The 24479-nt window shown below is 64.2% G+C and carries 33 protein-coding genes; 11 read left to right on the top strand and 22 right to left on the bottom strand.

Annotated elements, in window-relative coordinates:
- Positions 1-15 precede the first annotated feature (15 nt).
- Both ACF8NF_RS17105 and ACF8NF_RS17100 read left to right on the top strand, forming a co-directional pair.
- Entirely contained in the window at positions 16-222 is a 207-nt protein-coding gene (locus tag ACF8NF_RS17105) for a hypothetical protein (RefSeq protein ID WP_212645729.1), read from the top strand.
- A complete protein-coding gene (locus ACF8NF_RS17100) occupies positions 219-827 on the top strand; it encodes a hypothetical protein (RefSeq protein ID WP_392450929.1) in 609 nt (202 codons plus the stop codon). The genes ACF8NF_RS17105 and ACF8NF_RS17100 overlap by 4 nt, the downstream gene beginning before the upstream one ends.
- Here ACF8NF_RS17100 and ACF8NF_RS17095 read toward each other — a convergent pair.
- The 9 genes from ACF8NF_RS17095 to ACF8NF_RS17055 form a co-directional block, all read right to left on the bottom strand.
- Positions 824-2461, bottom strand: coding sequence for a hypothetical protein (locus ACF8NF_RS17095; protein WP_392450928.1), 1638 nt, complete (start codon positions 2459-2461; stop codon positions 824-826). The genes ACF8NF_RS17100 and ACF8NF_RS17095 overlap by 4 nt on opposite strands.
- 18 nt (positions 2462-2479) lie before the next feature.
- A complete protein-coding gene (locus ACF8NF_RS17090) occupies positions 2480-3151 on the bottom strand; it encodes a DUF6682 family protein (protein ID WP_392450927.1) in 672 nt (223 codons plus the stop codon).
- Positions 3148-3597 carry a hypothetical protein gene (locus ACF8NF_RS17085; protein WP_392450926.1) on the bottom strand — a complete coding sequence of 150 codons (450 nt, stop codon included), beginning with the start codon at positions 3595-3597 and terminating at the stop codon, positions 3148-3150. The genes ACF8NF_RS17090 and ACF8NF_RS17085 overlap by 4 nt, the downstream gene beginning before the upstream one ends.
- A gap of 68 nt (positions 3598-3665) precedes the next feature.
- Positions 3666-4145: a hypothetical protein gene (locus ACF8NF_RS17080; RefSeq protein WP_047470172.1), complete on the bottom strand. Its 480-nt coding sequence runs from the start codon at positions 4143-4145 to the stop codon at positions 3666-3668.
- Between the two features lie 60 nt (positions 4146-4205).
- Complete coding sequence (locus tag ACF8NF_RS17075) at positions 4206-5492, bottom strand: DUF4043 family protein (RefSeq protein WP_392450925.1); 1287 nt, start codon at positions 5490-5492, stop codon at positions 4206-4208.
- 17 nt (positions 5493-5509) lie between these two features.
- Positions 5510-6574, bottom strand: a complete 1065-nt coding sequence (locus tag ACF8NF_RS17070; protein ID WP_392450924.1) for a hypothetical protein — start codon at positions 6572-6574, stop codon at positions 5510-5512.
- Positions 6575-6993: 419 nt separating this feature from the next.
- Positions 6994-9318 carry a hypothetical protein gene (locus ACF8NF_RS17065; RefSeq protein WP_392450923.1) on the bottom strand — a complete coding sequence of 775 codons (2325 nt, stop codon included), beginning with the start codon at positions 9316-9318 and terminating at the stop codon, positions 6994-6996.
- Complete coding sequence (locus tag ACF8NF_RS17060) at positions 9315-10862, bottom strand: terminase (RefSeq protein WP_392450922.1); 1548 nt, start codon at positions 10860-10862, stop codon at positions 9315-9317. The genes ACF8NF_RS17065 and ACF8NF_RS17060 overlap by 4 nt, the downstream gene beginning before the upstream one ends.
- On the bottom strand, positions 10859-11659 hold the full coding sequence (locus tag ACF8NF_RS17055; protein ID WP_392450921.1) for a hypothetical protein: 801 nt from the start codon (positions 11657-11659) through the stop codon (positions 10859-10861). Before ACF8NF_RS17055 ends, ACF8NF_RS17060 begins: the two co-directional genes overlap by 4 nt.
- Before the next feature lie 108 nt (positions 11660-11767).
- On the opposite strand from ACF8NF_RS17055, the gene ACF8NF_RS17050 reads away from it, so the two are divergent.
- Positions 11768-12325, top strand: coding sequence for a hypothetical protein (locus ACF8NF_RS17050; RefSeq protein ID WP_392450920.1), 558 nt, complete (start codon positions 11768-11770; stop codon positions 12323-12325).
- A 20-nt stretch (positions 12326-12345) separates the two neighbouring features.
- On the opposite strand, the gene ACF8NF_RS17045 is transcribed toward ACF8NF_RS17050, so the two are convergent.
- From ACF8NF_RS17045 to ACF8NF_RS16990, 12 genes are all read right to left on the bottom strand, one after another.
- Positions 12346-12882, bottom strand: a complete 537-nt coding sequence (locus tag ACF8NF_RS17045) for a hypothetical protein (protein ID WP_392450919.1) — start codon at positions 12880-12882, stop codon at positions 12346-12348.
- The gene (locus ACF8NF_RS17040) at positions 12879-13295 is read right to left on the bottom strand and encodes a hypothetical protein (protein WP_392450918.1); all 417 of its coding nucleotides are present in this window, start codon (positions 13293-13295) and stop codon (positions 12879-12881) included. Before ACF8NF_RS17040 ends, ACF8NF_RS17045 begins: the two co-directional genes overlap by 4 nt.
- A gap of 104 nt (positions 13296-13399) precedes the next feature.
- Complete coding sequence (locus ACF8NF_RS17035; protein WP_392450917.1) at positions 13400-13657, bottom strand: hypothetical protein; 258 nt, start codon at positions 13655-13657, stop codon at positions 13400-13402.
- Positions 13650-13970, bottom strand: a complete 321-nt coding sequence (locus tag ACF8NF_RS17030; protein WP_392450916.1) for a DUF4406 domain-containing protein — start codon at positions 13968-13970, stop codon at positions 13650-13652. The genes ACF8NF_RS17035 and ACF8NF_RS17030 overlap by 8 nt, the downstream gene beginning before the upstream one ends.
- Entirely contained in the window at positions 13967-14434 is a 468-nt protein-coding gene (locus tag ACF8NF_RS17025; protein ID WP_392450914.1) for a hypothetical protein, read from the bottom strand. Before ACF8NF_RS17025 ends, ACF8NF_RS17030 begins: the two co-directional genes overlap by 4 nt.
- Positions 14431-14595 carry a hypothetical protein gene (locus ACF8NF_RS17020; RefSeq protein ID WP_180319365.1) on the bottom strand — a complete coding sequence of 55 codons (165 nt, stop codon included), beginning with the start codon at positions 14593-14595 and terminating at the stop codon, positions 14431-14433. Before ACF8NF_RS17020 ends, ACF8NF_RS17025 begins: the two co-directional genes overlap by 4 nt.
- Before the next feature lie 43 nt (positions 14596-14638).
- Positions 14639-15148, bottom strand: a complete 510-nt coding sequence (locus ACF8NF_RS17015) for a hypothetical protein (RefSeq protein ID WP_392450913.1) — start codon at positions 15146-15148, stop codon at positions 14639-14641.
- The gene (locus tag ACF8NF_RS17010) at positions 15145-15921 is read right to left on the bottom strand and encodes an ATP-binding protein (RefSeq protein ID WP_392450912.1); all 777 of its coding nucleotides are present in this window, start codon (positions 15919-15921) and stop codon (positions 15145-15147) included. Before ACF8NF_RS17010 ends, ACF8NF_RS17015 begins: the two co-directional genes overlap by 4 nt.
- Positions 15921-16754: a helix-turn-helix domain-containing protein gene (locus tag ACF8NF_RS17005; protein ID WP_392450911.1), complete on the bottom strand. Its 834-nt coding sequence runs from the start codon at positions 16752-16754 to the stop codon at positions 15921-15923. Before ACF8NF_RS17005 ends, ACF8NF_RS17010 begins: the two co-directional genes overlap by 1 nt.
- The gene (locus ACF8NF_RS17000) at positions 16751-17467 is read right to left on the bottom strand and encodes a phage antirepressor KilAC domain-containing protein (RefSeq protein ID WP_392450910.1); all 717 of its coding nucleotides are present in this window, start codon (positions 17465-17467) and stop codon (positions 16751-16753) included. Before ACF8NF_RS17000 ends, ACF8NF_RS17005 begins: the two co-directional genes overlap by 4 nt.
- Positions 17464-17892 (bottom strand): hypothetical protein, encoded by a 429-nt coding sequence (locus tag ACF8NF_RS16995; RefSeq protein ID WP_250439647.1) that lies wholly within the window; start codon positions 17890-17892, stop codon positions 17464-17466. The genes ACF8NF_RS17000 and ACF8NF_RS16995 overlap by 4 nt, the downstream gene beginning before the upstream one ends.
- A 44-nt stretch (positions 17893-17936) precedes the next feature.
- The gene (locus tag ACF8NF_RS16990) at positions 17937-18167 is read right to left on the bottom strand and encodes a hypothetical protein (RefSeq protein WP_392450909.1); all 231 of its coding nucleotides are present in this window, start codon (positions 18165-18167) and stop codon (positions 17937-17939) included.
- On the opposite strand from ACF8NF_RS16990, the gene ACF8NF_RS16985 reads away from it, so the two are divergent.
- Positions 18166-18459: a hypothetical protein gene (locus ACF8NF_RS16985; protein WP_392450908.1), complete on the top strand. Its 294-nt coding sequence runs from the start codon at positions 18166-18168 to the stop codon at positions 18457-18459. The two genes, ACF8NF_RS16990 and ACF8NF_RS16985, sit on opposite strands and share 2 nt — an antisense overlap.
- 33 nt (positions 18460-18492) lie before the next feature.
- Entirely contained in the window at positions 18493-19200 is a 708-nt protein-coding gene (locus ACF8NF_RS16980) for a S24 family peptidase (RefSeq protein ID WP_277848722.1), read from the top strand.
- A gap of 1073 nt (positions 19201-20273) precedes the next feature.
- Here ACF8NF_RS16980 and ACF8NF_RS16975 read toward each other — a convergent pair.
- Positions 20274-20684 (bottom strand): hypothetical protein, encoded by a 411-nt coding sequence (locus tag ACF8NF_RS16975; protein WP_277848723.1) that lies wholly within the window; start codon positions 20682-20684, stop codon positions 20274-20276.
- A 162-nt stretch (positions 20685-20846) separates the two neighbouring features.
- On the opposite strand from ACF8NF_RS16975, the gene ACF8NF_RS16970 reads away from it, so the two are divergent.
- The 6 genes from ACF8NF_RS16970 to rdgC form a co-directional block, all read left to right on the top strand.
- A complete protein-coding gene (locus ACF8NF_RS16970; protein WP_392450997.1) occupies positions 20847-21200 on the top strand; it encodes an excalibur calcium-binding domain-containing protein in 354 nt (117 codons plus the stop codon).
- 1417 nt (positions 21201-22617) lie between these two features.
- Positions 22618-22929 (top strand): hypothetical protein, encoded by a 312-nt coding sequence (locus ACF8NF_RS16965; RefSeq protein WP_392450907.1) that lies wholly within the window; start codon positions 22618-22620, stop codon positions 22927-22929.
- Positions 22930-23035: 106 nt separating this feature from the next.
- Positions 23036-23332 carry a hypothetical protein gene (locus tag ACF8NF_RS16960; protein ID WP_392450906.1) on the top strand — a complete coding sequence of 99 codons (297 nt, stop codon included), beginning with the start codon at positions 23036-23038 and terminating at the stop codon, positions 23330-23332.
- Between the two features lie 5 nt (positions 23333-23337).
- Complete coding sequence (locus tag ACF8NF_RS16955) at positions 23338-23625, top strand: hypothetical protein (RefSeq protein WP_392450905.1); 288 nt, start codon at positions 23338-23340, stop codon at positions 23623-23625.
- A gap of 20 nt (positions 23626-23645) precedes the next feature.
- Positions 23646-24107 (top strand): hypothetical protein, encoded by a 462-nt coding sequence (locus ACF8NF_RS16950; RefSeq protein WP_392450904.1) that lies wholly within the window; start codon positions 23646-23648, stop codon positions 24105-24107.
- 6 nt (positions 24108-24113) lie between these two features.
- On the top strand, positions 24114-24479 hold a 366-nt coding region (gene rdgC, locus ACF8NF_RS16945; RefSeq protein ID WP_392450903.1), incomplete at its 3' end, for a recombination-associated protein RdgC.

Genomic DNA, 24479 nt, shown 5'->3' with positions numbered 1-24479 from the left:
GCTCAGGAGGCGCCAATGAGCCAGAACATCCCCCCAGACACGTCCCCTGAATCCATCGAGCGGTATCGCCAACGGGCGCGTGAACTGCGTGAGAACGCCATTCGTATTGAGGACGAGCTTCGGGCAGTTGAAGAGAAAAAGACCGAACTCCAGACAACCCTCGCACGAATCCGTGGAGCGGTGCAGGTGCTGGAAGAAATCATCGACGAGACGAGCAGATGATCCTCCGCGTTCTCTTCCTCGCCGCAGGCCTATGTGCCGCAGGTCCAGCCCTGGCCGCTGACTACGCCACTTGCCTCCTGGATAAGCTCCCCGGGGTGAAGAACGCGCCGGCCCACGCTGCCGCGCTGAACCTGTGTGCCCAGCAGCACCCAGACAAGTTCTTCGAGGTCCGCCGCGGCTCGGGCCGTGGCCTGCTGGGCCCGAAGTCACCAGAGCAGTGCACGCTGGACAAGGCGCGCGACACGTCGTGGCAGCCGGCGGCTGGGATGATCATGCGCGCGTGCGGCTGCCTGTACACGCCGAGCGCTGGCCCGACGGACATGTGCGAGCGGTATCCGCTGTCTGCTGAGATTCGCGCGCAGCACCCGCTGGTGAAGACCGATGCAGACCTGCTGAAGCTGGAGACGCACTACAGGAAGATCTATGCCGCGCACCCGGATGCCGATGCGCTGTTTGCCCGGAAGGACTTCTGGGCCTGGGTGACGCGGGACAAGGCCAGGGAGCAGACCTTGACCAAAGGGTCCACCGCCGATGTGGTCAGGGTGCTGGACGAATTCAAGGGACAGCTCGACTGGTGGAAGCGCGACGCCGTCCCTCTGAATTAAGCCTTCCGATACTGCTTTCCATCGGGGCCGACATACACCGACCCCGAGGGTAGCGCGGCTAGGGCACGGCGGCCCGCGTCGTCGTTCGTAATGGTCTTGGGCCCGCCCGCCATACCCGCATCCACCTGCTGCACCTCACCCGTAACATTGTTGTGACGGATGATGCTGCCCTGGGTTGTTGACCCATCAGCATTCTTGATCGCGGGCGTGACTGTGACCTTCCAGGGCGACTGCTCCGTCTCACCGTTGATCGCGCGCAGCGACTGCTGGGCCTGCTGTCGCTGCTGTGGTGTGGCGTTGGGATCGAGGAAGGTATTGCGCAGTTGCTCTTCCTGCTGAAGTGCCCGCGACTTGAACCCGCGCGCCGTGATCTCGGAATCGGCCAAGCGGCGCTCCGTATTCAGCCGCTGCTGATCCACATTGAAACCGCGTGCTGTGCGGAAGGTGTCGGCCGCGATGCGGTCGCGCTCCAGCTGCTGCTGGCCGGCCGCGAAGCCCAGGCGGGTGTCGTAGCGCTGGGCCTCATGCAGGCGTGCCAGGTCGCCGCGATCTGATGCGCGGAGGTTGCTGGCACGGCGGAAGCCGCGCGCGTCCCCGGAGCCCATGATGGCCACGCGCTGGATGGGCGATGTGGGTGGCGGCGCCATGGCGGCCTGCACGCGCTGCATGGATTCGGCCTGCTGCTGGCCTGCCAGGTTGTTGGCTGCATTCTGGTTGCGCCAGGAAGGAAGCCCGCGCGGCTCGGCGCCCAGGATGGCGGCCTGCTCGCTGTCGCCGTAGCTGTTGCCGGTGCGGAATACGCCGGGCATGACCTGGTCCGCGCCGGGGCGGCCGGTGCCGGCCAGATAGCTTGGCGGGCCCATCGTTGAGCCGGGCGTGCCGGAGGCTGGCGTGGTTCTTGCCGGCGAGGTCCAAGCAGTTGCAGGGCTGCTCGCGCGGTTGGACGGCAGTCCACCCACAGGCCGATCAGCCTCGTATGCCGCTTCCAGCCCCACGGCGCCCGCAGCTGGCACGCCAAGGGGCGCCGCAGTGGACGAAGCCCGGCTCGCAAAACCTGCTGCACGTCCAGCACCCAGTGCCGCATTGGCGCCGATGCCCGCGTCCACGGCGCGCGCCACAGCGCCAGACGCGCCGGCCGCACCACCGCCCAGGGCATTGAGGGTGTTGGTCACATTACGACCCAGCTCCGAATTCATCGGGTTGTCCTGGGAGCCGTCGGGAGCCGGTGCCGGGCGCTGGCCGCCCAGGGGGATCTGGTCTTCAGGCCGGCCGCCGTTGGCGAAGAACACCTTGGGCTTGAAGCCGCGCGGAACCCATGCCTCTTCGGCGGCGGGCGTGTGGGTGGCATCGACGGCAGCCTGCAGCGCGCCCGCGCCGCCCATGGCGTGCACGGTATCGGGTGGCAGGACGAACTCGCCCGGCTTAAACATGCCGGGGATGGAGTCGGGCGCCTGGTTCTGGGCCTGTGCCTTTCGCGCCTCCAACACCGATGTGGGGCCGAAGCCGAGGCCGGGCCCCGGTTGACTCTCCTCCTGCTGCCCACCGCTGCCGCGCGGTCGGAACCCCAGGCGTGGCTGATTGGCCAGCGCGCTGGCCCTGACCTGTTTCATTTTTTCGGGATCGAATCCACGCATGCTTTTCTCCTCCTGTTCTCACAGGGAATGGATGACCGTGACCTGGGGTTCGTCGTGGCGCGTGCTGCGCCGCAGATCAGAATCGGGCCGCATTCCGAAGTACCGCTCGAACACTGCATAGGCCTGGGCCGCGCGCTCTGGGTCGAAGCCTTCGGAATCTGGCTGCCCGAAGCCGCGATACAGGGCCCAGTGCACAAGATAGGGGTGATGGGCTTCGTGGATCTCCGGCTCTTCCACGGAACTGATCAACGCAGCCAGCGGCAGGCGGTAGGCCTCCAGCTTCAACGTGCCGGTCATGCGAGGGGCAGGCGCCAGGCGCAGCCGCTTCTCGGTCTGGATGGCATACCGGGGCAGCCCGGCGGCGGCCTCGCGCCAGCGCGGCGCCTTCTGGTCCAGGTACTCGCGCGTGACCAGCTCGAGGCATCCCACGTCCTCGCCCGTCGCAGGGACGAAGCGGATGTCGGCGATCTCGTAGACCTTCGGATGCAGCTGATAGCTGACCTGGCCCGCCACCACAGGGATCTCGCACAGACCCGGCGTGAAGTCGTCCAGCAGCAGCCGGCCACGCACCGCAGCCTCGGCCTGGGCCTCGTTGAGCCAAGAACGGATGTCGTCCTGGCTCCAGCGGAATGGCTCCAAACGGTCGTCCGCATCGCTGCGGAACTGGGCGACCAGCTGCTTCAGGTTCATACCGGGCCGTACTGGTCAATGAAGGCGAAGACCTTGGCGCGCATGTTCTCCAGCGTCATGGTCTTGGGCACCACCTGGTTGTAGGTGTCCTTGGCGAACACCTGAAGCCCTTCCTTGTCCATGTTGGAGACCTGGTCCAGCAGCTCTTGCCGGCGCATGTCCTTGGCGCGCTGCTCGTCCTGCAGGCGCTGTGCCTCGGCAAGTTGGGCAGCCGTATCGTCCAACGGCGTGATGGGGGGCTGCTGGCCACCCTGGCCCGCGCCGGCCTCCTCGACCACGGCCGCGCGCTGGAACAGGTCGCCATGGCGCAGGAAGTTCTTGGCGATGGACGCGGGCAGGTCGCGCACCTGCTCTGCGTCGAACGACAGGCCGGTGCCATACAGGCGGTCTATGTACGAGGGGCGGCGCCCGATGTACTGGACCGCGACTTTGGGTTCTTGGTTCATCATGAGCCTCTGCGGTTCATGCCAGCGCGGAAAGAGGCGTCGCCGCCCCTTGTGGCCGCGCGGCGGGGTCAGTCCGCGCCCAGGCCTTCGCCGTGGACGATGAGATCCAGATAGCCGGCTTCGGCCACGGCCGCGCCGGTGATGGTCAGCAGCAGCGTCACGCCAGCGGGGAACTTGGCCAGCTTCTTGGTCAGGTTCAGGCGCAGGTTGGCCACGGTGGCCAGGTCGATGCCCGCGCCGAAGTAGTTGGCGGCCTGGGGCAGCTCGGGCCGGTCCACGCCGTCGGTGTACTCGAAGCCCAGCGAGGCAGTGACGCCCGTGCCGAAGCCGTTGGACACGATCAGCGACACTGCCTCGACCAGGAAGCCCGGCTGAAGCGTGTTGATCTGAACGACATCGTTGACGGCCAGCGCCGCGATGGCGTTGGAGCGCACGGGGATGCCCGTGGCGCCCGTTTCCAGCACGCTGCGGATGGTGGTCACGTTGCCATAGGGACGAGCGCCGCCGAACTGGTTGCGGTCGGCGCCGAGGATTTTGATCTTTGCCATGATTGGCTCCTTTGGAAGTTCAGGAAGCGAGACAGGGGGCCGCGCCACCTGCCCCAGGCCTTACAGGCTGCGACCGAAGATCGGCACCACGGTGTCGATCACGGTGGCGCCGTGGTCGGTGAACTCGACCCGATCACCCATGTTCACGGCGAAGCGAATCTTGGAGGCGCCCAGGATGCCGCCGATCATGGCTTCGAGCTTGTCTTCGAAGTCATCGTCCTGCTCCTTCCAGAAGTACGGCAGGCCGTTGTGACGACTCTTGGCGTAACCCTTGGCCAGGGCCTGGCCGCCCAGCAGGATGGCGCGATCCACGGCGAAGGTTTCGCCGAAGGACTGGGGCACGATCACGCCGGCCTCGGTCTCGCTGTCGAACTGCGTGCAGTACTTGATCTCGTCGCCCGCGAAGAAGCGGATCGGCTTGGGCATCTTCACGATGAGCACGCCGCTCCACAGCGCCACCTCGGGATTGCGGAACAGCGGGTGATCCTTGGCATTGCGCGCGCGGGCCAGAGCCTGGGCCTGGTAGTTGCGGAAGTTCGGGTCGGTGGCGAACTTCTCGTACTGGGCATCCGACACCAGCAGGACACGGAACGGGCTGTCCTTGGCCATCTCGTCGCCGTCGAACTCCACGGGCGGCGGCGGCAGCACCATCTGGCCGAGGAAGCTGCGGATGGCGTCCACGTTGGACATCTTCATGATGTCGGCCGTGGTCAGGTCCACTTCGCCCCCGTTCGTCTTGAAGCGCTGGACCGAATCCCCGTCCACGATGAAGTGGCGGTTCTTGGTAGGCGCCTTCACACGGTTGACCACCACCTTGTTGAAGCGAGGATCTGCCGCGAGGGGGATGCGCCAGGTGATGTTGTCCTCGAAGCCGCGCGCGCCGGCCATGTGCACCAGCGACAACTGATCCTCGTAGTTGTCCATGGCACTCTGCAGCAGAGGCTTGGCCAGGCGGTAGATGTCCACGGGGCTGCGCACTTCGTCCATCACGCCACCCAGGTCCAGCGGGAAGCGGGCCTGGTTCACACGCAGGCGGTCCTCGGACAGGCTCACGCCCTCGCCGCGGCCGGCCGCGTATTCGCCGCCCATGATGGGGATGCCGCCCACAGGATTGACGAAGTTGAACTTCAACTCGTCGCCCTTGCCCTTGCCCATGTCCATGGTCTGGACGATAGGCATGGTGTTGCTCGTTTGGTTGGCAATAGAGCTGGCGGCTGTATCGATTTTCGGGAACTTGCCCGTCAGGCGGTTGATGTTGGAATGGCGCTTCTGCGTCGCAGTGAAAACGCCAACGGCTTGTTGCACCAGCTTTTGCTTGTCGCTGGCCGACATTGCGGTCTTGGTCATGTCAGTCCTCGCTCAGTTCAGGTTTTTCGGTTGAGGAACCCTTCGCGCTGCTCCTCCGTGAGGTCGGCCATCGCGTTGAAGAGCTCCATGCCTTCGAGCGAATCCAGCCGCTCGAACAGCGACCCGCCGCCTGGACGGCCACCCGGAATGTCCGAGAGGCTGTTGGGTACGGGCACTGCGAGGGCCGCCAGCTTTTCCTTGGCGGCCTTGGTCGGATCGTTCGGGGGATCCTTTGGGGCGGGTGCGGAGGAAGCGCCAGTCGCGGCCTTGTAGTCCTTGAAGAGCTCGATCACCTGCTCGGTGCTTCCGCCGTCCAGCACGCCGCGAGCGGCGCTTTGCGCGTAGCTGGGCATGGCCTTGAGCCATGCATCAAACTCCGCGCTCTGGGCGATGGAATCCACGTCGGGGTGCGCCGCGTAGATGGCGTTCGAGTGCACTTCTTCGGCCGAGGCCTGGCGGTGCTGACGCAGGGGCGCCAGCTCGCGCTCGACCTCCGCCTGCAGTTCCGCCTTCAGTTCTGCCTTGAGCTGCTCGCGGGTGGCCGCGTGCAGCTTCAGCATCCCGGCGCGAAGCCCTTCTTCCGAGTAGTCGCCGAAGAGCTCCGGATCCGCGCCGGCCTCGATGGCCGCGCCTGCCTGCGCTGCCAGCTTGTCTGTCTCGGTCGGGGCCTTGCCATCGGCCGCGCGTTGGCCCGCCTGCGCCTGCAGCTCGACCAGGGCGGCCTCGGCTGCGGCAGCACGGGCGGTCTCACGCTCGGCCTCAGACTTCCAGCGCTGTTCGCCCTGGCGCGCCTGTTCCAACTTCTCGTAGGGGATGGTGTGCTTGCCATCCTTGGCCAGCACCACGGCATTTGCCGGGTCTGGCTCGGCCGGCGCCGCATCGCCCACGGGCTTCGCTACCGCTTCCACAGCGGGTGCAGCAGGAGTGCTTGCCGGATCAGTGGCGGGCGCTGGCGCGCCGCCGGGTTCCTCGGACGCTGCCGAGGTATCGCCATGCAACCCAGCGTTGAGCATCTGGGTCAACTGATCGGCCGACAGTTCGCCGCCCGCGCTTTCCAAAGAATCCTGTTGTGATGTCGTCATGCCTGTCCCGCCACATATCGCCGTGGCCGCATGGGCCAGCAATCCGGAGCAGCGCCTGGGCGCCGCGCCATCTGCTCTTGAATCCGCAGCGCTGAAGCGCCGCAGTCATCGCCACAGCGACATGCGCTACGGCTTGGAAGCAGTGTCAAAAAGCGGGGAACAAAAGACCAACCCTAGACGGGGCAACTTGCGAAACACGCGGTTGCACTGCGGCATGGACGCGTGCGGACTGGGCCCCTACACTGACAAACCCTCTTTTTGATTCCGAAGGAGATGTGATGAGCGACAACCCCAACTGGCCAAGCAAGACCGGCAACCCCTCGGGTGGCGGACGCGGCAACAATCCGCCCAGCGGCGGAGGCAAGAAGTAAAAGTAAACGCCCCGATAGGGGCGTTTCTCTTTGGGGTCGCGCTATTGGCTACGGCAAATTGTCTGCCGCCGACGTGGTTTCGATGCCCTGCATGCCACGCGCCGGCTCCTGCGGGATAGGCGGGAAAGCGGGGCTGGTGTTCTCGCGCACCTGGCCAATGTCGCTGGCCGCGCCCGGCCCGCCAGACTGAGGCGCGGGGTCACCGGCAACAACTCCCGGCACCGGGAAGTCCGGATCGTCACCGCCTGGGTTGGGCTTCTGGTAGCCCGCGCCCTGCATGATGGCGTCGGCAATGGGTGCGATGGCAGGATTCATGGCGACCTGGGCCCCGCCCTGCATGGCCGAGAAGGCGGCCTGCACGCCCACCTGCACGGCATCGGCCATCACTTTCTTGATCTGGGCGTCCGTCAGGCGCTCCTTCATCTCCAGCTCGCGCGCCTTGAGGTCGTGCCCGGCCTTGGACAGTGCGGCCTGCACCTCCTGCTGGATCCGCTGCTCGACCTGCTCCGGGCTCTCCTGGGAGCCGGCCGCGCGCAGGGCCTCGATGATCTCGCGCTTGTAGGGCGTGTCCATGAGCGCAACCATGTAGGGCATGGCGGCCTGCTGGAACTGAGGCGGCATGGTCTTGATTACCTCCTGCATCGCATACAGCTGCTGGGATCGGTAGCCCGGTGTGCTGGGCACTTCCTCGAGCTGGACCTTCAGTAGGGTGCGCTGCACGTCGTTGCTCAGGTAGGTGTAGCCGGCCGGATCGGTCTCGATCTTGTTGAGCACCACCGAACGGTCCTCGGTGACGGCATCGCCCTCGATGATCACCGTCTTCTCCTTGGCGCCCAGGTCCTGGACGATCATGGACAGCAGCATCTCGCCCATCAGCGTGCGCGCGCGGCGGAAGTTGCCCATGATCTCGCCCAGCGCCTGGTTGGCCTGCTCAAGCTGCGTGCGCTCCTGCAGACCGCTGGTCGCGTTGCCGCGCTGGCCCGTGAAGGCAGCCGGCGCCGCGGACAGCTGCTCGAAGACCGCGCGGCAGTCGTTCATGAGCTGGTGCTGCTGCTCGGTGAGTTGCACATCCCGCTTGACCTCGAAGCGCGCGCCAGGCTTTGCCATGTGCTCCTGGTCCAGCACCACATGGGCGTTGCGCCGGCCGATGGTGCGCCGCAGGACCGCGTCCGGCATCTGTGTCGCGCCCTTGGTGTTCTCGACACGGTAGGCGGAAAGGCCCCATCGCATGAGCGCCGTGCCGCTGTTCAGGCTGTCCTGCTGGTAGATCAGCCCGCGCACGTAGCCATAGGGCACGCGCGTGGAATCCTCGCGGAAGCCCCAGAAGATCACATAGGGGAAATGGCTGTGCGGGTATGGAGAGGGGCTGTCGTGCAGCTTGTGCGGCCCAAGCCAGTAGCTGCGGCGCACCTTCGCCACGATGGCCTTGAATGCCTTGGTCATGCCCGTGGCCAGTCCGTAGTTGTGGGCCTGGTTGCCCGCGTCGTACTCGACCACGCGGCCGTCGGGCGACTCGATGAGCACCACCTCGACCCAGCGCCGATACCAAAGCTCGGTCAGGCACAGCTGCTTGTTGGTGCGGTCGTACCAGCGCGCCTCCTCCACCGTCCAGCCGCGCGCGTCCTGGCCGGCATTGGTCAGGCCCGTGGAACTGCCGCCCTGGTTGGCCAGCCGACCGGGGTAGCCCTGCTGCCACCAGGTGGCGCCATTTCGGCCACAGGACAGGATCAGTTCGCGCGCCTGCGGAAATGCGCGCGCGATGCGCTCCGGGTGCAGCCATTTGTCCCGCTTGAAATACCGCGCGTCGCTCAGGTCCCACTCTTCCGCCGTCCAGTCCCAGCGCACCTCGCTGCGGCGCACGACAGCGCATTTGTAGCGGTATTGCGTGGGATCGCTCACGCGCTGCACGCCCACGCAGCCAAAGCCCACGGCAGCCTGGGGCCGGAAGGCATCGCTGCAGGCATCGTCGGCATGGGACTCGCGCTCGGCCTCGTTCAGTTCGACGTTGAGCGCGTCTGCCACATCCTTGCTGCCCGTCTGGCCGTTGGCCGTGACACGCCAGTCCGTGCGCGTGGTCTGCTCGTAGCCCGTGAGCGCGCGCAGTGTGGGCCCGATGCGATCCTCAATGGCCGGCGGAATGCCCTGCTCCTTCATAGCGTTCAGCAGCTCGGTGTCCAGCTGCTTGCCGTCGGCATAGTCCATCTCCTTGTCCGCCGCGATGCGCCATGGCGGCTCCTCGTCCATCTCGCGCAGCCATTCCGTGTATTCGTGGAGCGATACCTCGCCCTCACCCATGCGCAGATCATCATCCCCGGTGTCGAGAGAACCCTCGGTTTCGGGTGAGTCCACGTCCATCGTGCTGGTGTTGATCAATTGAGCCTCCAATCGGTCTCTTCGGGTTCTTCGTATTCGTGCCGCTTGCTGCCGGGCTCAGGGATGCCCTGGACAAAGGTCATTGCCACCGCATCGCCCTTGTCAGGGGAGCGGCCCAGCGCCTTGCGGATGTCGTCCTTGGACAGCATCTGGATCGCCGCGACCCGGCCCAGGGTCACGACCTTGTAGCGAACGGCTGTCAGGTCGGCCAGCAGCTCGGGGTCAGGCGGCAGCGCAATGGGATTGGGATTCGTCGGGTCCAGGGCCTCGCGCAGCAGCCAGTACATTTCCGCGCGCCGGTTCCGGAAGCGCAGGTTGCCGGCCTTGGTCATGGCGTTGGACGTCTCCGATCCGTTGACCGCGAGCACCAGCAGATTCAGGCCCACGATGAAATCCAGGGCGCTGGAGCCGATGCCGATGCTGTCCACGCAGATGCACGCACCGTCGCGCACCAGAGGGGTGACAAAGCCCGCCGTGGTCGGGCCGTCCTTGGTGACCGCGCCCGGCACGGTGATCAGCTCATCGAACCATGCGCCGTGGCGCCGCGCCGCCGAGGTCTTGTCGATGCCGCCGCGCGCCGGGTCCAGGCCCAGAGCCGTCATGCCGCCCTTGGCTTCGCGTGGCTTCCACCGCGCCTGCGCCGCCTTCACCCACTCGGTGGGAATCACCTGCCAGGCCGGGTCCGCGCTGCCGGCATTGAAGTCGCCGTTCAGCATCTTGCTACGCAGTGGCTCGGGCAAAGACTGCAGCGTGGCCTTGTAGCCCGTGGACAGCAGGAACAGGTTGTCGTTGACGCTGGAGGGGATGAAGGTCCGGCTCTTGGGCGTCATCAGGTCCGGGCCGACCATCACGGGCTCAGGGCCAGGAACCTCCTGGTCCTCGCCCTTTTCATTGGTCACGAACCAGCGCAGCTCGCCCGGCTTGGCCGGGTTCGAGTGGGACGGCTCCAGCCACGGCGCCCAGAAGCGCTTCACCCACTCGCCTTCGGGCTCGGTAGGCGGATTGCCCGCGCAGACCACGCGCTGGCGGATGGTCGGGTCGTCGGTGCGCAGCCAGCCGATCAGGGAGCGGAACTGCAGCTCCGTGAAGTGGGTGATCTCATCGAAGCCCTTGAAGTCGTGCGCGCGGCCCTGGTACTTGATCCAGTCGCCCGGCTCCTTCACGCTGCCCAGCTCCAGGACCTTGCCCTGTGGCAGCCGCCATATCCCGTCCTGGCTGTTGTAGCCATCGCGCGTGCCCAGGATCGAAGTCATGCGCTCTTCGATGCCGGTGAGCTGCACGGACTGGCGCCGGAAGATGATGCTGTGCTTTTGCTTGGTCAGCGGCAGGCCCAGCAGCAGATCGGTCTTGCCGCCGCCGGCCGCGCCACCATAGAAGACGATATCGGCGTCTGACTCGAAGGCCACGGTCTGCGGGCCAGGCTGCGGCACCCAGATGGGCGCATCGCCCGACAGCAGCAGGGAGTCCAGCTCCGCGCGCGTGTCCGCGTCCAGACCTTTGAGCAGATCCAGAATGTCAGCCGTGGTGAGCACGGGAGTGATCATTTCTCGCCCCGCTTGGCCGCGAGCGTGGCCAGCACCATAGCCGCGCCCGGCCCGCCATTGAGCATGGCCGCAAGCCGCACCGCCCGCTCAGCATCGGTCATTTGCTTGAGCGCGCCCGGCTCATCGCCTTTCTCGGAAAGCTTGTCCATGCCGAACGCAGTGCGCTCCATGTCCACCAGCTTCTGAAGGCTCTCGGCAAGAGTCTTCATGGTCTTGGAGCGCTCGGACAGGCTGATGACCTTGTGGTACAGGTCGTTGAGGCGGTCCTGGCCGTTGTCGTCAGGCTGCCGCAGCATCTCGCCCAACTCGCCGAGAAGCAGCAAGGTATCCGGGTCGGTCTGCTTTTCCAGCTCGTCCAAAAGGGTGTTGGTGATGCGCCGTGCCCGACGAATGTCTCGGCGATGTGCGAGACGAACGTCAGCTACGGCCTGAGCATTGGCGTCGATGACGGCACGTTCCCGAACCTTGGTATCCGTGGATACCTCACTGGATACCGCCGCCTTGGATACCAACGCATCAGCCTTCGCCTGGATCTTGACGCCCAGGTCACGCTCCCACCCATCACGCTTGGCGCGCTTGTTGATGGCTCCATGGGTGATGCCGTTCTCGTCGGCGATCTGGCGGAGGGTCTTGATGCCAGCCCGGTAGTCCAACTCGATGCGCTCCCAGTCGGCCGGGACGCTGGTCGCCGCGCGGCTGGCAGGTAAGGCCACGCCTGCGGCCGATTTGTCAGCAGCAGGCTTCTTGGGTGAAGGTTTCGTTTGAGGCTCGGACTTGCCGGCAGGACGTTGGGCCATGGCCGGAAGTGTTCCGGCATGACCTAGGGCCGTCGAACCCTAGCCGGGGCGCCTTACATCAAACAATTTGATACACTTGACTGCCTGCCATCCTTATCCAATCATTAGATGAAATTCAACATAAATTGCATCAAATCATGGCTTGAATGCCTTGCGATTATTGTCGGTGTAGTGATTGCATACTGCGCTCTCGATGTTGCAAAGGAGCAGATTGCATCTTCGAATGCATCTCAAAAAGAAGCGACTGCCCAACAGGCGTACGGCGAATACTTAAAGCTTGCAATCGAGCACCCAGAACTGGCTGGCGGCCTTCGTGAACAAAACGAGTCAAAAGGCGACAGCCAGCAAATTTCCGCCAGCGAATGCAATTGCGAGAAAGAGAAGGAGAAAGAGAAGGAGAAAGAGAAAGAGATGGAGAAATATGAATGGTTCGTCAGCTATTTCTTGAATTCCGGTGAACAGATTTACTTAGCCACTAAAGGCGATGATGCTTGGGAGCGCACGCTTCAACTTCAAGTCTGCTATCACAAGAAGTTTTTCCTTGGCCCACGCTGGGACCAAGACATGAAAAACACCTTCGATAAGAAATACGTCGATCTAATTGAATCAGGCATCGACTGGTGCGGCTTTCGCAAGAAAGCATCGGTGTCAACCAACGCTCAGTGACACTTGAAGCTTCCGGCGGCCTATGTCAGCAGGTCTCCCTGGCGTGGGTCGGCCCTGCGCTGCACCTTCAAAGCCTCCACCTTGCGCTCAAGCGCTCTCCGCTTTGCCACCTCCTCCAGCAATTGGTCCTGCAGCTCCGTGACGCGCGCCAGAGCTGTGTGCTCGAGAGCGATGCCAGCATAGGCCTGGCCCACCATTCCGCCCTCGGTCCTGCTGAAGTGGACCACATGCTCGCCGATCTCCAGGATGGAGCGCCCATCGGTCAGGTGAGTGACCGTCACAGCACGCGCTGGCCCGTGCTGGTGCACCGGCCGGTAGCACTGCTTCACCGCCGAGATCATCCCCTCGCCGCGCAGCACCTTGATGCGATCGTCCACGGTGGTGAGGTTCAGGCCCGTCATCTTGTGGATGCGGTCGCGTGTGGGCTCCTCACCGGCCTCGTGCAACTGGCGGATCGCCTCATAGACCTGCGTCAGCGTGGGCACGGCCTCGACCGCGCCAGTGTCCGGATTGCCGCCGGCTGTCTTGTGGATGGTGCTGGTGATGGCTTGGTTCATGGGGTTTCACTCCAGAGGGGCAGGCGTTGTGGCCATAGGCCGGATTCGAGGATGGTGTGGCGAGTGATGCGGCCCCATTCGATGCCGTAGTCCCGGTGGGCTTCACGGCCGCCATCAACCAGGCGGTATTGGTCGTATGCAACGTGGCAGCCCTCAATGTCGGGGCGTGTGCAGCACAAGGGGAAGCCAGTGCGGTCGTCCGTCTTGAGCGCGAAGCCCTTGCCGAGGTTGAGGTGTGCGTGCTGGGAGAACCCGCAGATGCCGCACCACATGCACGGGAGCGCGGCCACGGCGCAGCGGTAGGCCTCACATTCGAGGATTTCAGTCTTGGGCACGACCAGGCCTGTACTGGCTGCGCCCATCACCACGATGCTGGTGCACGCCAAGCCGGCAGTGGCGCGGGCGCTGTCCATGGCGCGGGCAGCACGCTGCGCCAGACGCTCCTCTCGGTCTTGCGCTGGTGCGACGGCGGGCCGGCGGCCGAAGCCGCGGCTGGGCCAGGTGCTCCGGTTCTGGATCATCGGATGTCGCCCTCCAGCCCCACATCCACGAGGAAGCCGTGATCGCCCATCACGCACACGCGGATCGGACCGTACTGCTGCAGCATGCAGCAACGGTTGTAGGCCCAGGTGGAGAGGCGGTAGCGGCCATGCGCGTCCGGTCCGTGGATGTGCTCTTCCATGGTGGCGTCGCGCCACAGCGGCGGGTACTTGGGCTTCGGTCGCTCCTGGCCACGCATGCCGCGCCGGGGCAGATCGGGGCGGAAATCAAGCATGGGCACCGCCCTCCCCTGCGCTGGCATCGAAGTCCTGCACCTCCATGCCTAGATCCAGGGCCAGGCCGTGCTCCACGCGCGCGCCCTTGGAGCCGCGCCAGCCGGGCAGCATGTAGACCGCATCGCAGGTGCACAGCTGTGGCAGCGCCAGACGCATGTAGCCAGCCCAGCTGCCGCACGCTGGCGCGGGGTTCTCGGCCGGGTTCTCGACGTGGTGGCCCTGGGCGCGCAGCACGGCGGCCGCGCGGTTGAAGGCCGGGTAGTTGAACTCTGGCAGGCCTGTCATCGGGCCGGCGATGTAGATGCGCTTCATGGCCGTGCCCTCCGGAAGGACCACGCGATCATTGCGGCGTCACGCTGGTGCTGATTGCTGCGGCCGGCCCAGCCGGTCAGGCGGCTGAAGGTGGCGGCATCGATCTTTGCACCGTGGGCGCTGCCGGCCTTCGCGCTGGGAGCCATACCGAAGCAGGCAATGCCGAGGCTCGCGCACAGGGTCTCGATGAGCACGCACCATGCATCGATCTCGCCCACGTTGCGCGCCATCTTGGCCCGCGCCGCGGCACTGCCCTGGCCGGTCCAGGTCTTCCGCGCCTTGCGGCTGTCCTCGAATATCACCAGCGTGGGCGCCCTGCCCTGCAGCGTCTGCAGGATTTGGGCTGGCGCAATCTCCTCCAGCGCCTGCAGATGGCCATCCACGATCCAGGCCAGGCCCGTGTGCTTGCCCGGGTCCATGCCCAGCACCGTGATCGGGCCCTGGTGGCCAGCCGGCACCGTCACGCGCGGGGCGGCGGGCGCCAGGCGAGCGCCTGCAGCTGCTGCACCACCTGCTGCTCGATGTCCACGAACAGCCGGGACTCGTCCCTGTCCAGCTCCCTGGCCCTGGCCTTGACGTACTCCCACCACCCGGGTTGCTGGGCCAGCTTGACGAGGTGCGCCACGGCTGCCCCGCTGAGATTGATTTGGTGTTGCTGCCATTGATGTTCAGACGACGACGATGAATTCATGGGTGTCGCTGCCGTGGCTGTTGACCAGCAGCTCGCGCAGACGGCGTTCGGTGGCGCGGTGCGCGCGGATGAAGGTACGGGCCGGGATCACCTCCAGCACCTGGCCGTAGGCCTCGCCGAACTCGACCAGGTGGCCCAGCTGTACGGCGTTCAGGCGCATCTCCTGTCCGTGGCCGTGCTTGCGGCCCAGGTCCACGACGGCCGCCACGGCATCAGCAAACAGGCTCTGGGCCTCGGGCTCTGTGAAGACGCCCATGCCGAGCAGCGTTTCGGACAGGTTCGCGGCGTCAGCCAGGTCGCGCCAGTGCTGCACCGTCGGAACGGCGTAGCCGACGGCATGCACAGCAGCCAGGACTGCAGCGCCCATGGGCTCGCGCTTGCGCTGGTGCAGCGGCTGCCGCTCGCTGGCCGACAACTCCTGTGCCAGCGTGTAGGCATAGGGCAGCGTCAGGTAGGCGCGGGTCGCGGCCGGATGGATGGCGGTCATGCGCACCTCCCGCGATAGCTTTCCCACTGGAACGGCAGCACGTCGCCGCCGTCTTCGCGCAGGCGGTCCATGACACGCTCGCCAAGGAATGCGGCCACTTCGCCAATGGGCAGGTTCGACAGGAACAGCGTGGGCTTGCGACGCTCGTAGCGCTCGTTGAGCACGTCGAACAGCAGGTTCTTCTCGAAGTCGCTGCCGAACTGCACACCCACCTCGTCCAGGATCAGCAGATCCGGGAACACCATTGCGGCAATAGCCTCGCCCTCGGACTCGCCGCTGCGCTTGGACCAGGTGTCCTTGATGCGGCGGACAGCGCGCGCAACGGTCGTGAAGAGCACCGATGCGCCGTGGGTGTGCATGACCTGCATGCCGATGCCGATGGCAAGGTGCGTCTTCCCTGTGCCCACGTTGCCCACGAAGATGGCGCCGCTGCCCTTGCGCTGCAAGTCATCGAAACGGGCCGCGTAGTCCTTGGCGAACTGCAGGGCTGCCTGCTGCTCCGGCGTTTCCGCGATGTAGGTCCGCAGGCGGCAGCTCTGGAAGCGCTCGGGAATGGCGGCCGTGCCCAGGCGCTTCTCCCACTCTTCGCGCGCCTGGCGCTTCTGCTCGTCCTGGGCCTGGGCCTGCTCCTTGGCCTTCGCCTCCTCGGCGCACAGGTTGCACTTCGTCCAGATGTCACCCAGATGGCAGCTGCTCAGGTACAGCCCATGGATCGGGCATGTGCTCTCGCGCGTCAGCGGCGGGCGGTGGATGCGGGATGCGAGGAGGTCCATCAGATCTTCCTCGCCTGGCCGTAGTTCACGCCGCCGAAGTTGTCGAGGGCAGGCGTCTTCGCAGGCTTCACGGTCCGTCCAGCAAAGTCCGAGGGCTTGAGCCAGTCGGCCTGCAGCCCCTGCGTGCCACGGAAGCACCAGATCTGCAGGAAGTCCTCCAGCGACAGCTTGGCCTTGTCCGCCTCAGTGATCGCCATGCGCAGAACCGTTTCCGACACCGGCGCGTTCTTGCCGTTTCGCAGCGTCAGCCAATCGGCCCAGGTCTGCTCGGTCACGCCGTCAGGGCGAGTGATGGCGTTCGCAGCCGTGCGCGCGCCTTTCCCTTTTCCTTGTTTATTCTTTGTAGGTTCTTTGTAGGTTATGGCGGCAGGATTTGCCGGGGTCCCCGGCAGATCTTGCCGGGGGGAGTTGCAGATATTGCCGGGGTCCCCGGCAGAATCTGCCGGGGTTTGAGGGGGCGGCAAATCCTGCCGGGGTGCAGAATCTGCCGGGGTTTCCGGCGCGCAGGAGCGCATGATCATCTGGTCGTATTCGGTCAAGCGCGGACGCTTGGACAGGCACTCGTAAACCGCCGCGCGCAGTACCTTCAGATTGATTTGGTACTCGGAACTCCATCCAGTGCGCTGAATGCGCCGCACCAGCCCCTGCTCTTCCATGGCGGCCACGTGGCCACGCACAGCGCGGACCGACAGACCGCACTTGTCTGCCAGGGTCTGGATGGACGGGAAGCAGTTGCCCGCGTCATTGGCGTTGTCGCACAGGGCCAGGAACACCAGGCGTGGGCCTGATTGCAGTTCCGTGCGCCATGCGAGGGTCGTGTAGTCGGAACTCATGCTTGCGCGCCCTCCTGCGCCAGGCGGGCCTGGTGCTGGCCCCACAGGCCGGCCACCCAGTTCACGCCCTTGGGGGTGAACTTCGTCGCGTTGAAGGCATGCTCGTTGGCCTGGGCCACACCCGTCTTCACGACAAAGCGGCCGGCATCGATGTGGCACTGGTGCGCAGTCCACTCGCCGCCCAGGCGGTACATGATCTTTTCCTCCTGCAGCCAGGCCCGGAATGCATGCTCGTTCGCGCCCAGCAGCTTGGCCACCTGACGGAAGCCCTTCGCGCCGTTGGCGGCCACGTAGCGGTCCACGTATTCAGCCTTGGGCGCGGCCAGTGCCAGGGCGGCCTGCTGCTGCTCGATCTGCTCGGCCTGTTCAGCGGCCAGGCGCAGCGCCTGAGACATCGTGCGCGGCACGGCAGGAGCTGCCTGAGCCTCCAGCTCCTGCCAGCGCTTCACCACCTTCATGCGCGCCACGGCGTCGTAGCCCAGCAGCAGGGTCAGGCAGGTGTCGCGGTCCAGTTCGTACTGCGGGTAGCGCTGGCCGTTGGCACCCGCGTAAGTCGTTGTTTCGCAAGCAGGATTCAAATTTGAAGCCTGCAGGTCGTCCAGCATCGTGCGGATGTCGCGCATCACGTTGCCATGGTCGCGGCCCGTCAGCTCGGCGATTTCGCGGCTGCTCATGGTCAGCACGGCGGAAGAAATTGCGGTGATCGCGTTCATTGCCCGGGCCCCCAGAATTTCCGGGCCGGAAATGGGCCTGTCAAATGCTCACGCAGGTCCATAGCATCAGCGTCATGCAACGCTTTTTCCGCAACCATCAACGTGTAAGTCTTCTCGTGGACCAGCAGGTAAATGCAGTCCCGCTGGCAGGCCGACGAGTTCTGTTTGCGCATGGCCGCTCGACGCCTGAAAAGCTCCGCAGTGCCACTGTCAACCCACGTCTTCATGCAGGTGTCCAGAGCCCCATTCGGGCCAGCGATGCCACGGGCAAACATCACGTCGCCACCTTCAGCCTCGTCCAACCGGGCCTGGACATGCGTCAGCACGCGCTCTGCTTCCTCAGGGGCCAGCCCCTTCAGTGCCTTGATGATTCGTTCCGCCGCGTCAATCTCCGCGCGGCTCAGTACTTGGGGGGCGTCACGCATGCGGACTCACTCCTCGGCTTGATTTTTCAAAGGGGTACGCGAACTCACGGCAGCCTCCAATCGGGATCCGGCGAAGGGCTGACGGTCAGCGCCAAGGCGGTGATCGACTGCTGGGCAGCCACTGTGGCCTGCTGCGACATCAGCCTTTTCATGTCGGCGTGCAGATTCAGGCTGGCCTTGTGCCAAGCCTCCATGCGACGCTCCTGGCGGACGCGGTGCAAGCGCTTCTGGAACGGCAGTGGGCCCGGCCGCTTGGACTCGCGGGGGCTATGCATGACCCGGCTCCTGGGCGGCGGGCTGCGCAAGCTCGGGCAGCGGATCTCGCCCATAGACTTGGTCCAAGGTCACGGACAGGCCGCGCCCGAGCGCGAAATCGATCAGCCTCAGGGCAACGTGCACAGGCATGGACTGCAGCCCGGACTCGTAGTTGGCGATGTTTCCTTGGCTGCATTCGATTCCAACGCCAAGCTCTTTTTGGGTCACACCCAGGAGCGACCGTATGGGTTTGAGTGTCTGCATGACATCATTATCAGCGGCGCTGGTTCCAGCGTCAACCAGCGCCGCTGATCATAAATAATCAGCGCGCCTGATACTTAAGACATGAGTAGCAAGAAAGCCATCGTCACGGACGAGCACCGCGAAGAGGCGCGTGCCCTGCGTGAAATCTGGAACAGGGTCAAGCCCAGAAACCAGAAGGAATTCGGCGCGGAGTTTGGGATCGGCGGGCAGACTGCTGTCAGCAACTTCCTGAGCGGCACATCCGCCCTCAGTCTGAAGGCAGCCGCAGGATTTGCCGCTGGTCTAGGCTGTCGCATTGAGGATTTCAGCCCGCGACTGGCAGCCCCTGCGGCCCAAATCGCAGAGCTGACCCCGCCGCCGCCACCCTCCAGCGACGAATACACGTCAGTGCGATACGCCAATGTCCGCTTTGCAAACGGCACTGGCAAGGTGGCCTACGTCGCTGCCGACAAACCTGCCCTCGTGTTCCGGACCGATTTTTTGAAGAAGGCTGGCGTCTCTCAGGCAAATGCTGTGGTCGTGGATGCGACAGGCCACAGCAACGAACCAAAAATCCCAGACGGGTCGATCGTCCTCGTAAACCGTGGGGACAAGGAGCGGCTGAACGGTGACTTCTATGCCTTCCGTGCCGACGGTGAGCTGCTCATCAAGCGTCTTCAGGATGTCCCTGGGGCCGGCGTCTTGGCGATAGCCGACAACCCCAGCTTCAAGCCCAAGCAAATCATGTACCGAGAAGGTGATGATTTCGAAGTAATTGGCCGCGCCGTATGGGCAGGAATCATGCTCTGACGCGACTGCAACTCATCTTCCCAACGTCAAAAAAGACCCGCCTTGTGCGGGTTTTTTTACGGCCATTCGCCGATGGCACCAGCGCGCACGAAACAAAAATCAGCGGCGCTGGTTGACATACAAACCAGCGGCGCTGATAATAAATCTCAGCATCCCAGCCACCGCACATCGCGGACCGGCAGGGAAGTTGGGCACCACGGCATCGACCGGGCTGGCCCCGGTCTTTAACAAGAGAGCTTGAGTACAGATTGGTTGAGGCGGCCGCTGACGGCGCGTGAGAAGTTCAGCGGGAAGCGGGCTGGATCGCTCCAGCCCGCCCCACTCGGTCACAGCATCAGTAGCAGAACGATGTAGCCGATGGCTTGGAGGCACTTGGCCACGTCGATCTTGATGCTCACACGCACAGAAGTCTTCATTTGGATTGCTCCGGTGAAGACCCGTGGCCACGGGTCAAGAACCCGCTTTGCACTTATTACGCGCCCTTGCTGGCGCGGCCAGTTGCTTACCGCGAATAGGCTTCTGGCATCGGCTTGGTGAAAGGGGGCGATGCTCTTATCGCCGAGCAGGCGGGACATCCATCCCATACCACCCCAAGTCACCGCACCTTATGCGCCTTACCAGGGCGCAGTGGGGAGCGGTATCTCCCCGCAGCAAGTATCTCAGATGGCCGCCTCATCCAATCTGCACTCAGCTCTCGCACTGCACGCCGATGTTGCTTGCCCCACGAGCGGGGCATTCGTCCGGCGCAATGGCGCTCCTGGGCATGGGCCAGGTCAGCGCGCCGCGTCTCCGCGCGGTTGCCAGTCCGTCAAAGCACGGTTCACGGCATAGGGAAGGAACTGCGGGCGGCATGCCCTGTAGAGAGTAGGCGGGAGGCAGTGAAGGGTGCGCGCCAGCGCATCTGGAGCCGACGATGGAACACCGCCCGGGCATTCCGGTGACGAACGCAGTGAGATGACACCACGGAGCAAATAAACGGTGCGGCATGTTGATGCCGCGCTGCTGCTACCAGATGCAGTACGCCCTCCCCGAGCGCATCGGGGCAAAACAAGAGAGGCCTTCCCGCAGGACGGTCAACGAACAAGCTTCGCTGCCAAGCTCTGAAGAAGGGTGACGCGCGCAAAGTCTTTGGGATCTCTGTACCCCATTTCTCGGCGAGCCATGTTTGTTGCGGGGTTAGCCAGCCAGGTCAGCCCTTTTTCATTTTCTCCATCGCTCTGAAGGCGAAAGAGGGCCATATTCAAATCCTCATCACTGAGTTGATTTTCTTGCTCACGAAGCTCTAGGAACTTGCACTTCAGGTGCTTGAAGTGGCGCACCTTGGCGGACGGATCGATTCGACGAGAGATCCCACCGCATGCCGCAGCTGCTGCGATAGAGATGCCCATCAAAGCAGGGTACTTCCCAAGCGCCGCAGCGACCACGGCACCACATGCCGCAACTAGATGAACACATTTGATCAAGAGTGCGGCTCGTCGGTACAAGGCCTCCTGGAGGCAGTTGTACCAGTAGCCATGCCGAACTGACTGAATTAAAAGACGTCGATCCAACTCTTGTTTACCTCTTCGGCAGGAAGTTCTTGACTCAGCAAATTTAAATGTAACTCAGAAGGCACTTTGCCGCTGCGAAGACGAACCCTTCAGCCGATGGCGGGCTGCGATACGATGCTCGCCATACCAATCACAACAAGAGAGGGGCATTCAATGCTGAGGCTAATTGTTTACGTGCTGCTCGCGGTGGCGGCCTGGAAAGCGTACACGGCATATCAAGCCAAGACTGGCGGCCTATCGCCAACCCTGCTGCTGACGGAGCCACGGCCTCGCAGCATTGACGTGCGCAGCAGCACATCCAGCACGCAGAAATACACCTGCGACGGGCGCACGCACTGCTCGCAGATGACGTCTTGCGAAGAAGCCACATTCTTTCTCCGCAACTGTCCCGGCACCAAGATGGACGGGGATGGCGATGGCATTCCCTGTGAGCGTCAGTTCTGCAACTGATCCCTACCTCCCTTTACCTCCTGTTCATGTTCGCCTGAACATGGGCAGGGCATACTAACTTCAACAGTTTCACGCCGAGCCTGGGTTCCTCCTCCCTCCCTCTCTACTTCCCAGGCGCGCCTTCTCGGCATCGGCACTTTGCACCAAGGCCCGCAGCTTCATCGCTCGCGGGCCTTTTCGTCTGGGGACCGGGCCGCTCACACGGACCCCGAAAAACAAAACCCGCCGAGGCGGGTTCTGGAGTTCAGCAGTTGCCCTTCTTGGCTTGGCCAGGCGGGCAACCGTGAGGATGGCTCTTGTACCCGCCACGGTAGCCATCGTCATACACAGCACAGCCTCCGAGAACAAAGGCCGCAACGGCCATGGCGAACGCGATTTTCATGTGGGAGCCTTTCATAGAGTTGCGCGCGACAGTCTAAGAGCACCGCTTCTTGAAGCATGTAAACCATTGTTGGCGACTCCGGCCTGGATGCGCTTGCATCGCGCATGTGTGTTGCCTCCCTACGCGACCGTCGCACGGACAAGCAAGCGGCGCTCCCACCATCCTCCCGCGTCCCACGCGGACACCTTGTCCAAGAAATTCATACAGGCATGGCTTGTCGGACCTACATGACCAACCTGTCTTTGCTCGCAAGCAGAGGCCTCACAACAAGCTGAAATAACGTCTGTCCCAAGCCCTGCAAAACCCTGCTGATGGAGGTAAGCATGAGTCAAGTTGTGCCCAGTGAGTCTTTCAATCCAGACCCGGATGCTCGCTATCACAGGAGCCTATTGGAGGCTTTTCCGGTAAGGGGCAGCTACCAGCTCATACAGCTTCGAAGCAGGAGATCTCGCAGTCCCTTCCGACGTTTTTCGAAGGCTTTTTCTCGGGCGATTCGCACGCTTTTTCAATGACTTGAGGAGGATTGTGATGCGGCATATTTTCCTAACATTTTTCTGGTCTGTGGTGACCCTCATCTCTCTCTACGTCGCTGTGTTGGCCGGACCAATGTTCCCGGTCACAAGTTGAACCTCGGTTGACTACCGGGCCTATGGCTGACTCATGGTTCTCCTGGAATTCATAGGCACGCCCTGAAAGGGCACCGGACTTTTTCTTCCTCGCGTCTGCACCGTGCGGGCATTGGCAAGCTCTCAGCAACACTGACGGCTTGTGTTTTTGTGGGGCCCGCCTAGTGCGGCATTGGCCCGCCTTGCAGCAATGCAGGGCGGGCTTTTTTTTTTGGGAATTCATCGTGAGATTCAGATTCAACCGCCTGCGAGGCGAGCGCGGCCGCGTCGCATATGAGCCGCAGACCTATGCGGACTGGCGCGAAGAAGAGCGCCTCATCGCCGAGCAGGAGGCCCAGCGCCTGCAACGGCAAGCAGCCACCACCCCGATCCCGCCCTCTGGCGGGATTGCTGTTTCTGGAGAGCCCAAATGCAACGAGTGATCCCATCCGAGCCCTTCAATCCTGACCCCGATGCGCGCTTTCTCCGCGAGGCCTCGCGCCCCGGCCCTGTTGCCGGGCCGGGCCCGGCGCCCACGCCCGGCGGCTGGCTGCTGCTGTGCTTGGCATTGCTGGTGGCTCTGGTGCTCAGCGCCTGCGCAGATGCCGGCGCGGCCCAGGAGCCGGTGGATGGCGCAGCAGACGTGCAGCGCGCGCACAGCGCCGCCCAGGCCTGCCCGCCAGGTCATGCAGTCGTGTGGAACGGCCCGCAATCCATGGAATGCCTGCGCGAGCTGCCATGACCAAACTCCTCGGCTTTTTCCTCTGGTCGGCCTTCTCGGCTGCCAGCCTTGTCGCTGCGGCCGCCATCTCCGGAGCACCCCTTTTCTGAACCTGGAGCACCAGCTCATGAGCCAATTCACAGACCCCATCGAGGGCGCGCGCGTGACCCGCGAAATCACGTCCAACCACCACGCCCATGCAATGACGCATGTGGCCGAGCCCATCATCGAAATCCTGAGTGCCTATGGCCAGCGCAACGGCAACACATTCGCCGTCTACGGCGGCCTGTACGCCATGGGCTGCGCCCTGGCCAGCATTGGCACGAGCTTGGAGCCCGGCGTGGATCTGCGTCAGCAGCTCGAACCGATGCTCGCCGGCTACCAGGCGATGCGCGAGTCCCAGGCGAAGGCACAGGCCCACTGATCGCCATGCCGAACCCCGAGAAGCTCAACCTGTCGCAGATCTGCGCCGCATTCGCGCCCGTGCTGCAGCTCAGCGCCGCCAACCTCGTCGCCCTGGGCGTGCCCTTCGAAAAGGACCGCAGCGCGGTGCTGATGAACACCCGCGACCTGCCCCGCCTGGCCGACGCCCTGATCGACCAGCTCTACCTGAAGCGCGAGGAATTCCTGGCCGGGCTCGCGCCTCGCGCGCCAGCCATCCCTGCGCCGGCCATCCAGCACCTGCCTGCCGACGACACCGAAGGCGGCGCCCTGTAACCCACAGTTTGGAGAACCCCATGTCGCAAACACCGGCAGATCTCTACGCGCAAGAAATGACCATGCGTGCCAAGGCCAAGGCCAAGGCCACCGAGGCCGCCGCGCTGCGCCTCGAAGCAAAGGGCGAGAAACGCGCCGTCGAAGCCTACAACCTGCGCGCACGCGCAAAAGCACTTTCGGCCGAGGCGGCCCAGTTGCGCAACGAGGCCAAGCTCGTTCACAGGGAAGCCGTGAAGGGCATTGGCGTCCAGGCCGAACAGATGGTGAAGCGCATGCCGCCCGAGTTCGGCGGCTGGGGGATTCTCAAGACCCGCGCCTATACCAAGCTGCTGGATCTGCTCGTGTCTCAGGCAAGGCGAGTGCAGCCCAACCTGGCCCTGGCCACCCAGGCCCACACCCTGCTGCTGGGCCACGCATCCTGGACCGACGCAGAAGCCAACCGCCTGGGCTGCCTACCCAAGCATCCGAAATCCCTTGCCTGACACACCATGCTCAAGAACCTGATCATTTACCGAATCTCCGATTCCTGGACTCCAGACCTGCGGGCCGTCGAGGGCGCCCTGGGCAAGAGCCCGTTTGCCGAGTGCGGCGCCACGCAGGAGCGCAGCGCCGGCTGGGTGCCGCCGCGCGGTGAGCCCCATGGCCCGCTGGCCGAGTCCGTGGCCAATCAGTGGGTGATGCGCTTCATGACCGAGGCCAAGTTGCTGCCGGCCAGCGTGCTCAACCGCCGCGTCAACGAGAAGGCCGCCCACATCGAGGCCACCGAAGGACGCAAGCCCGGCAAGAAGGAAAAGAAGGAACTCAAGGACGAGGCCAAGCTGGACCTGCTGCCCATGGCCTTCACCAAGCAGGGC

This window comes from Delftia sp. WSY_22 (genome assembly GCF_043104185.1).
Classification (GTDB): domain Bacteria; phylum Pseudomonadota; class Gammaproteobacteria; order Burkholderiales; family Burkholderiaceae_C; genus Comamonas; species Comamonas tsuruhatensis.
Note: the sequence above shows the minus strand (reverse complement) of the source record. Positions and strands in the feature narration are given on the sequence as shown.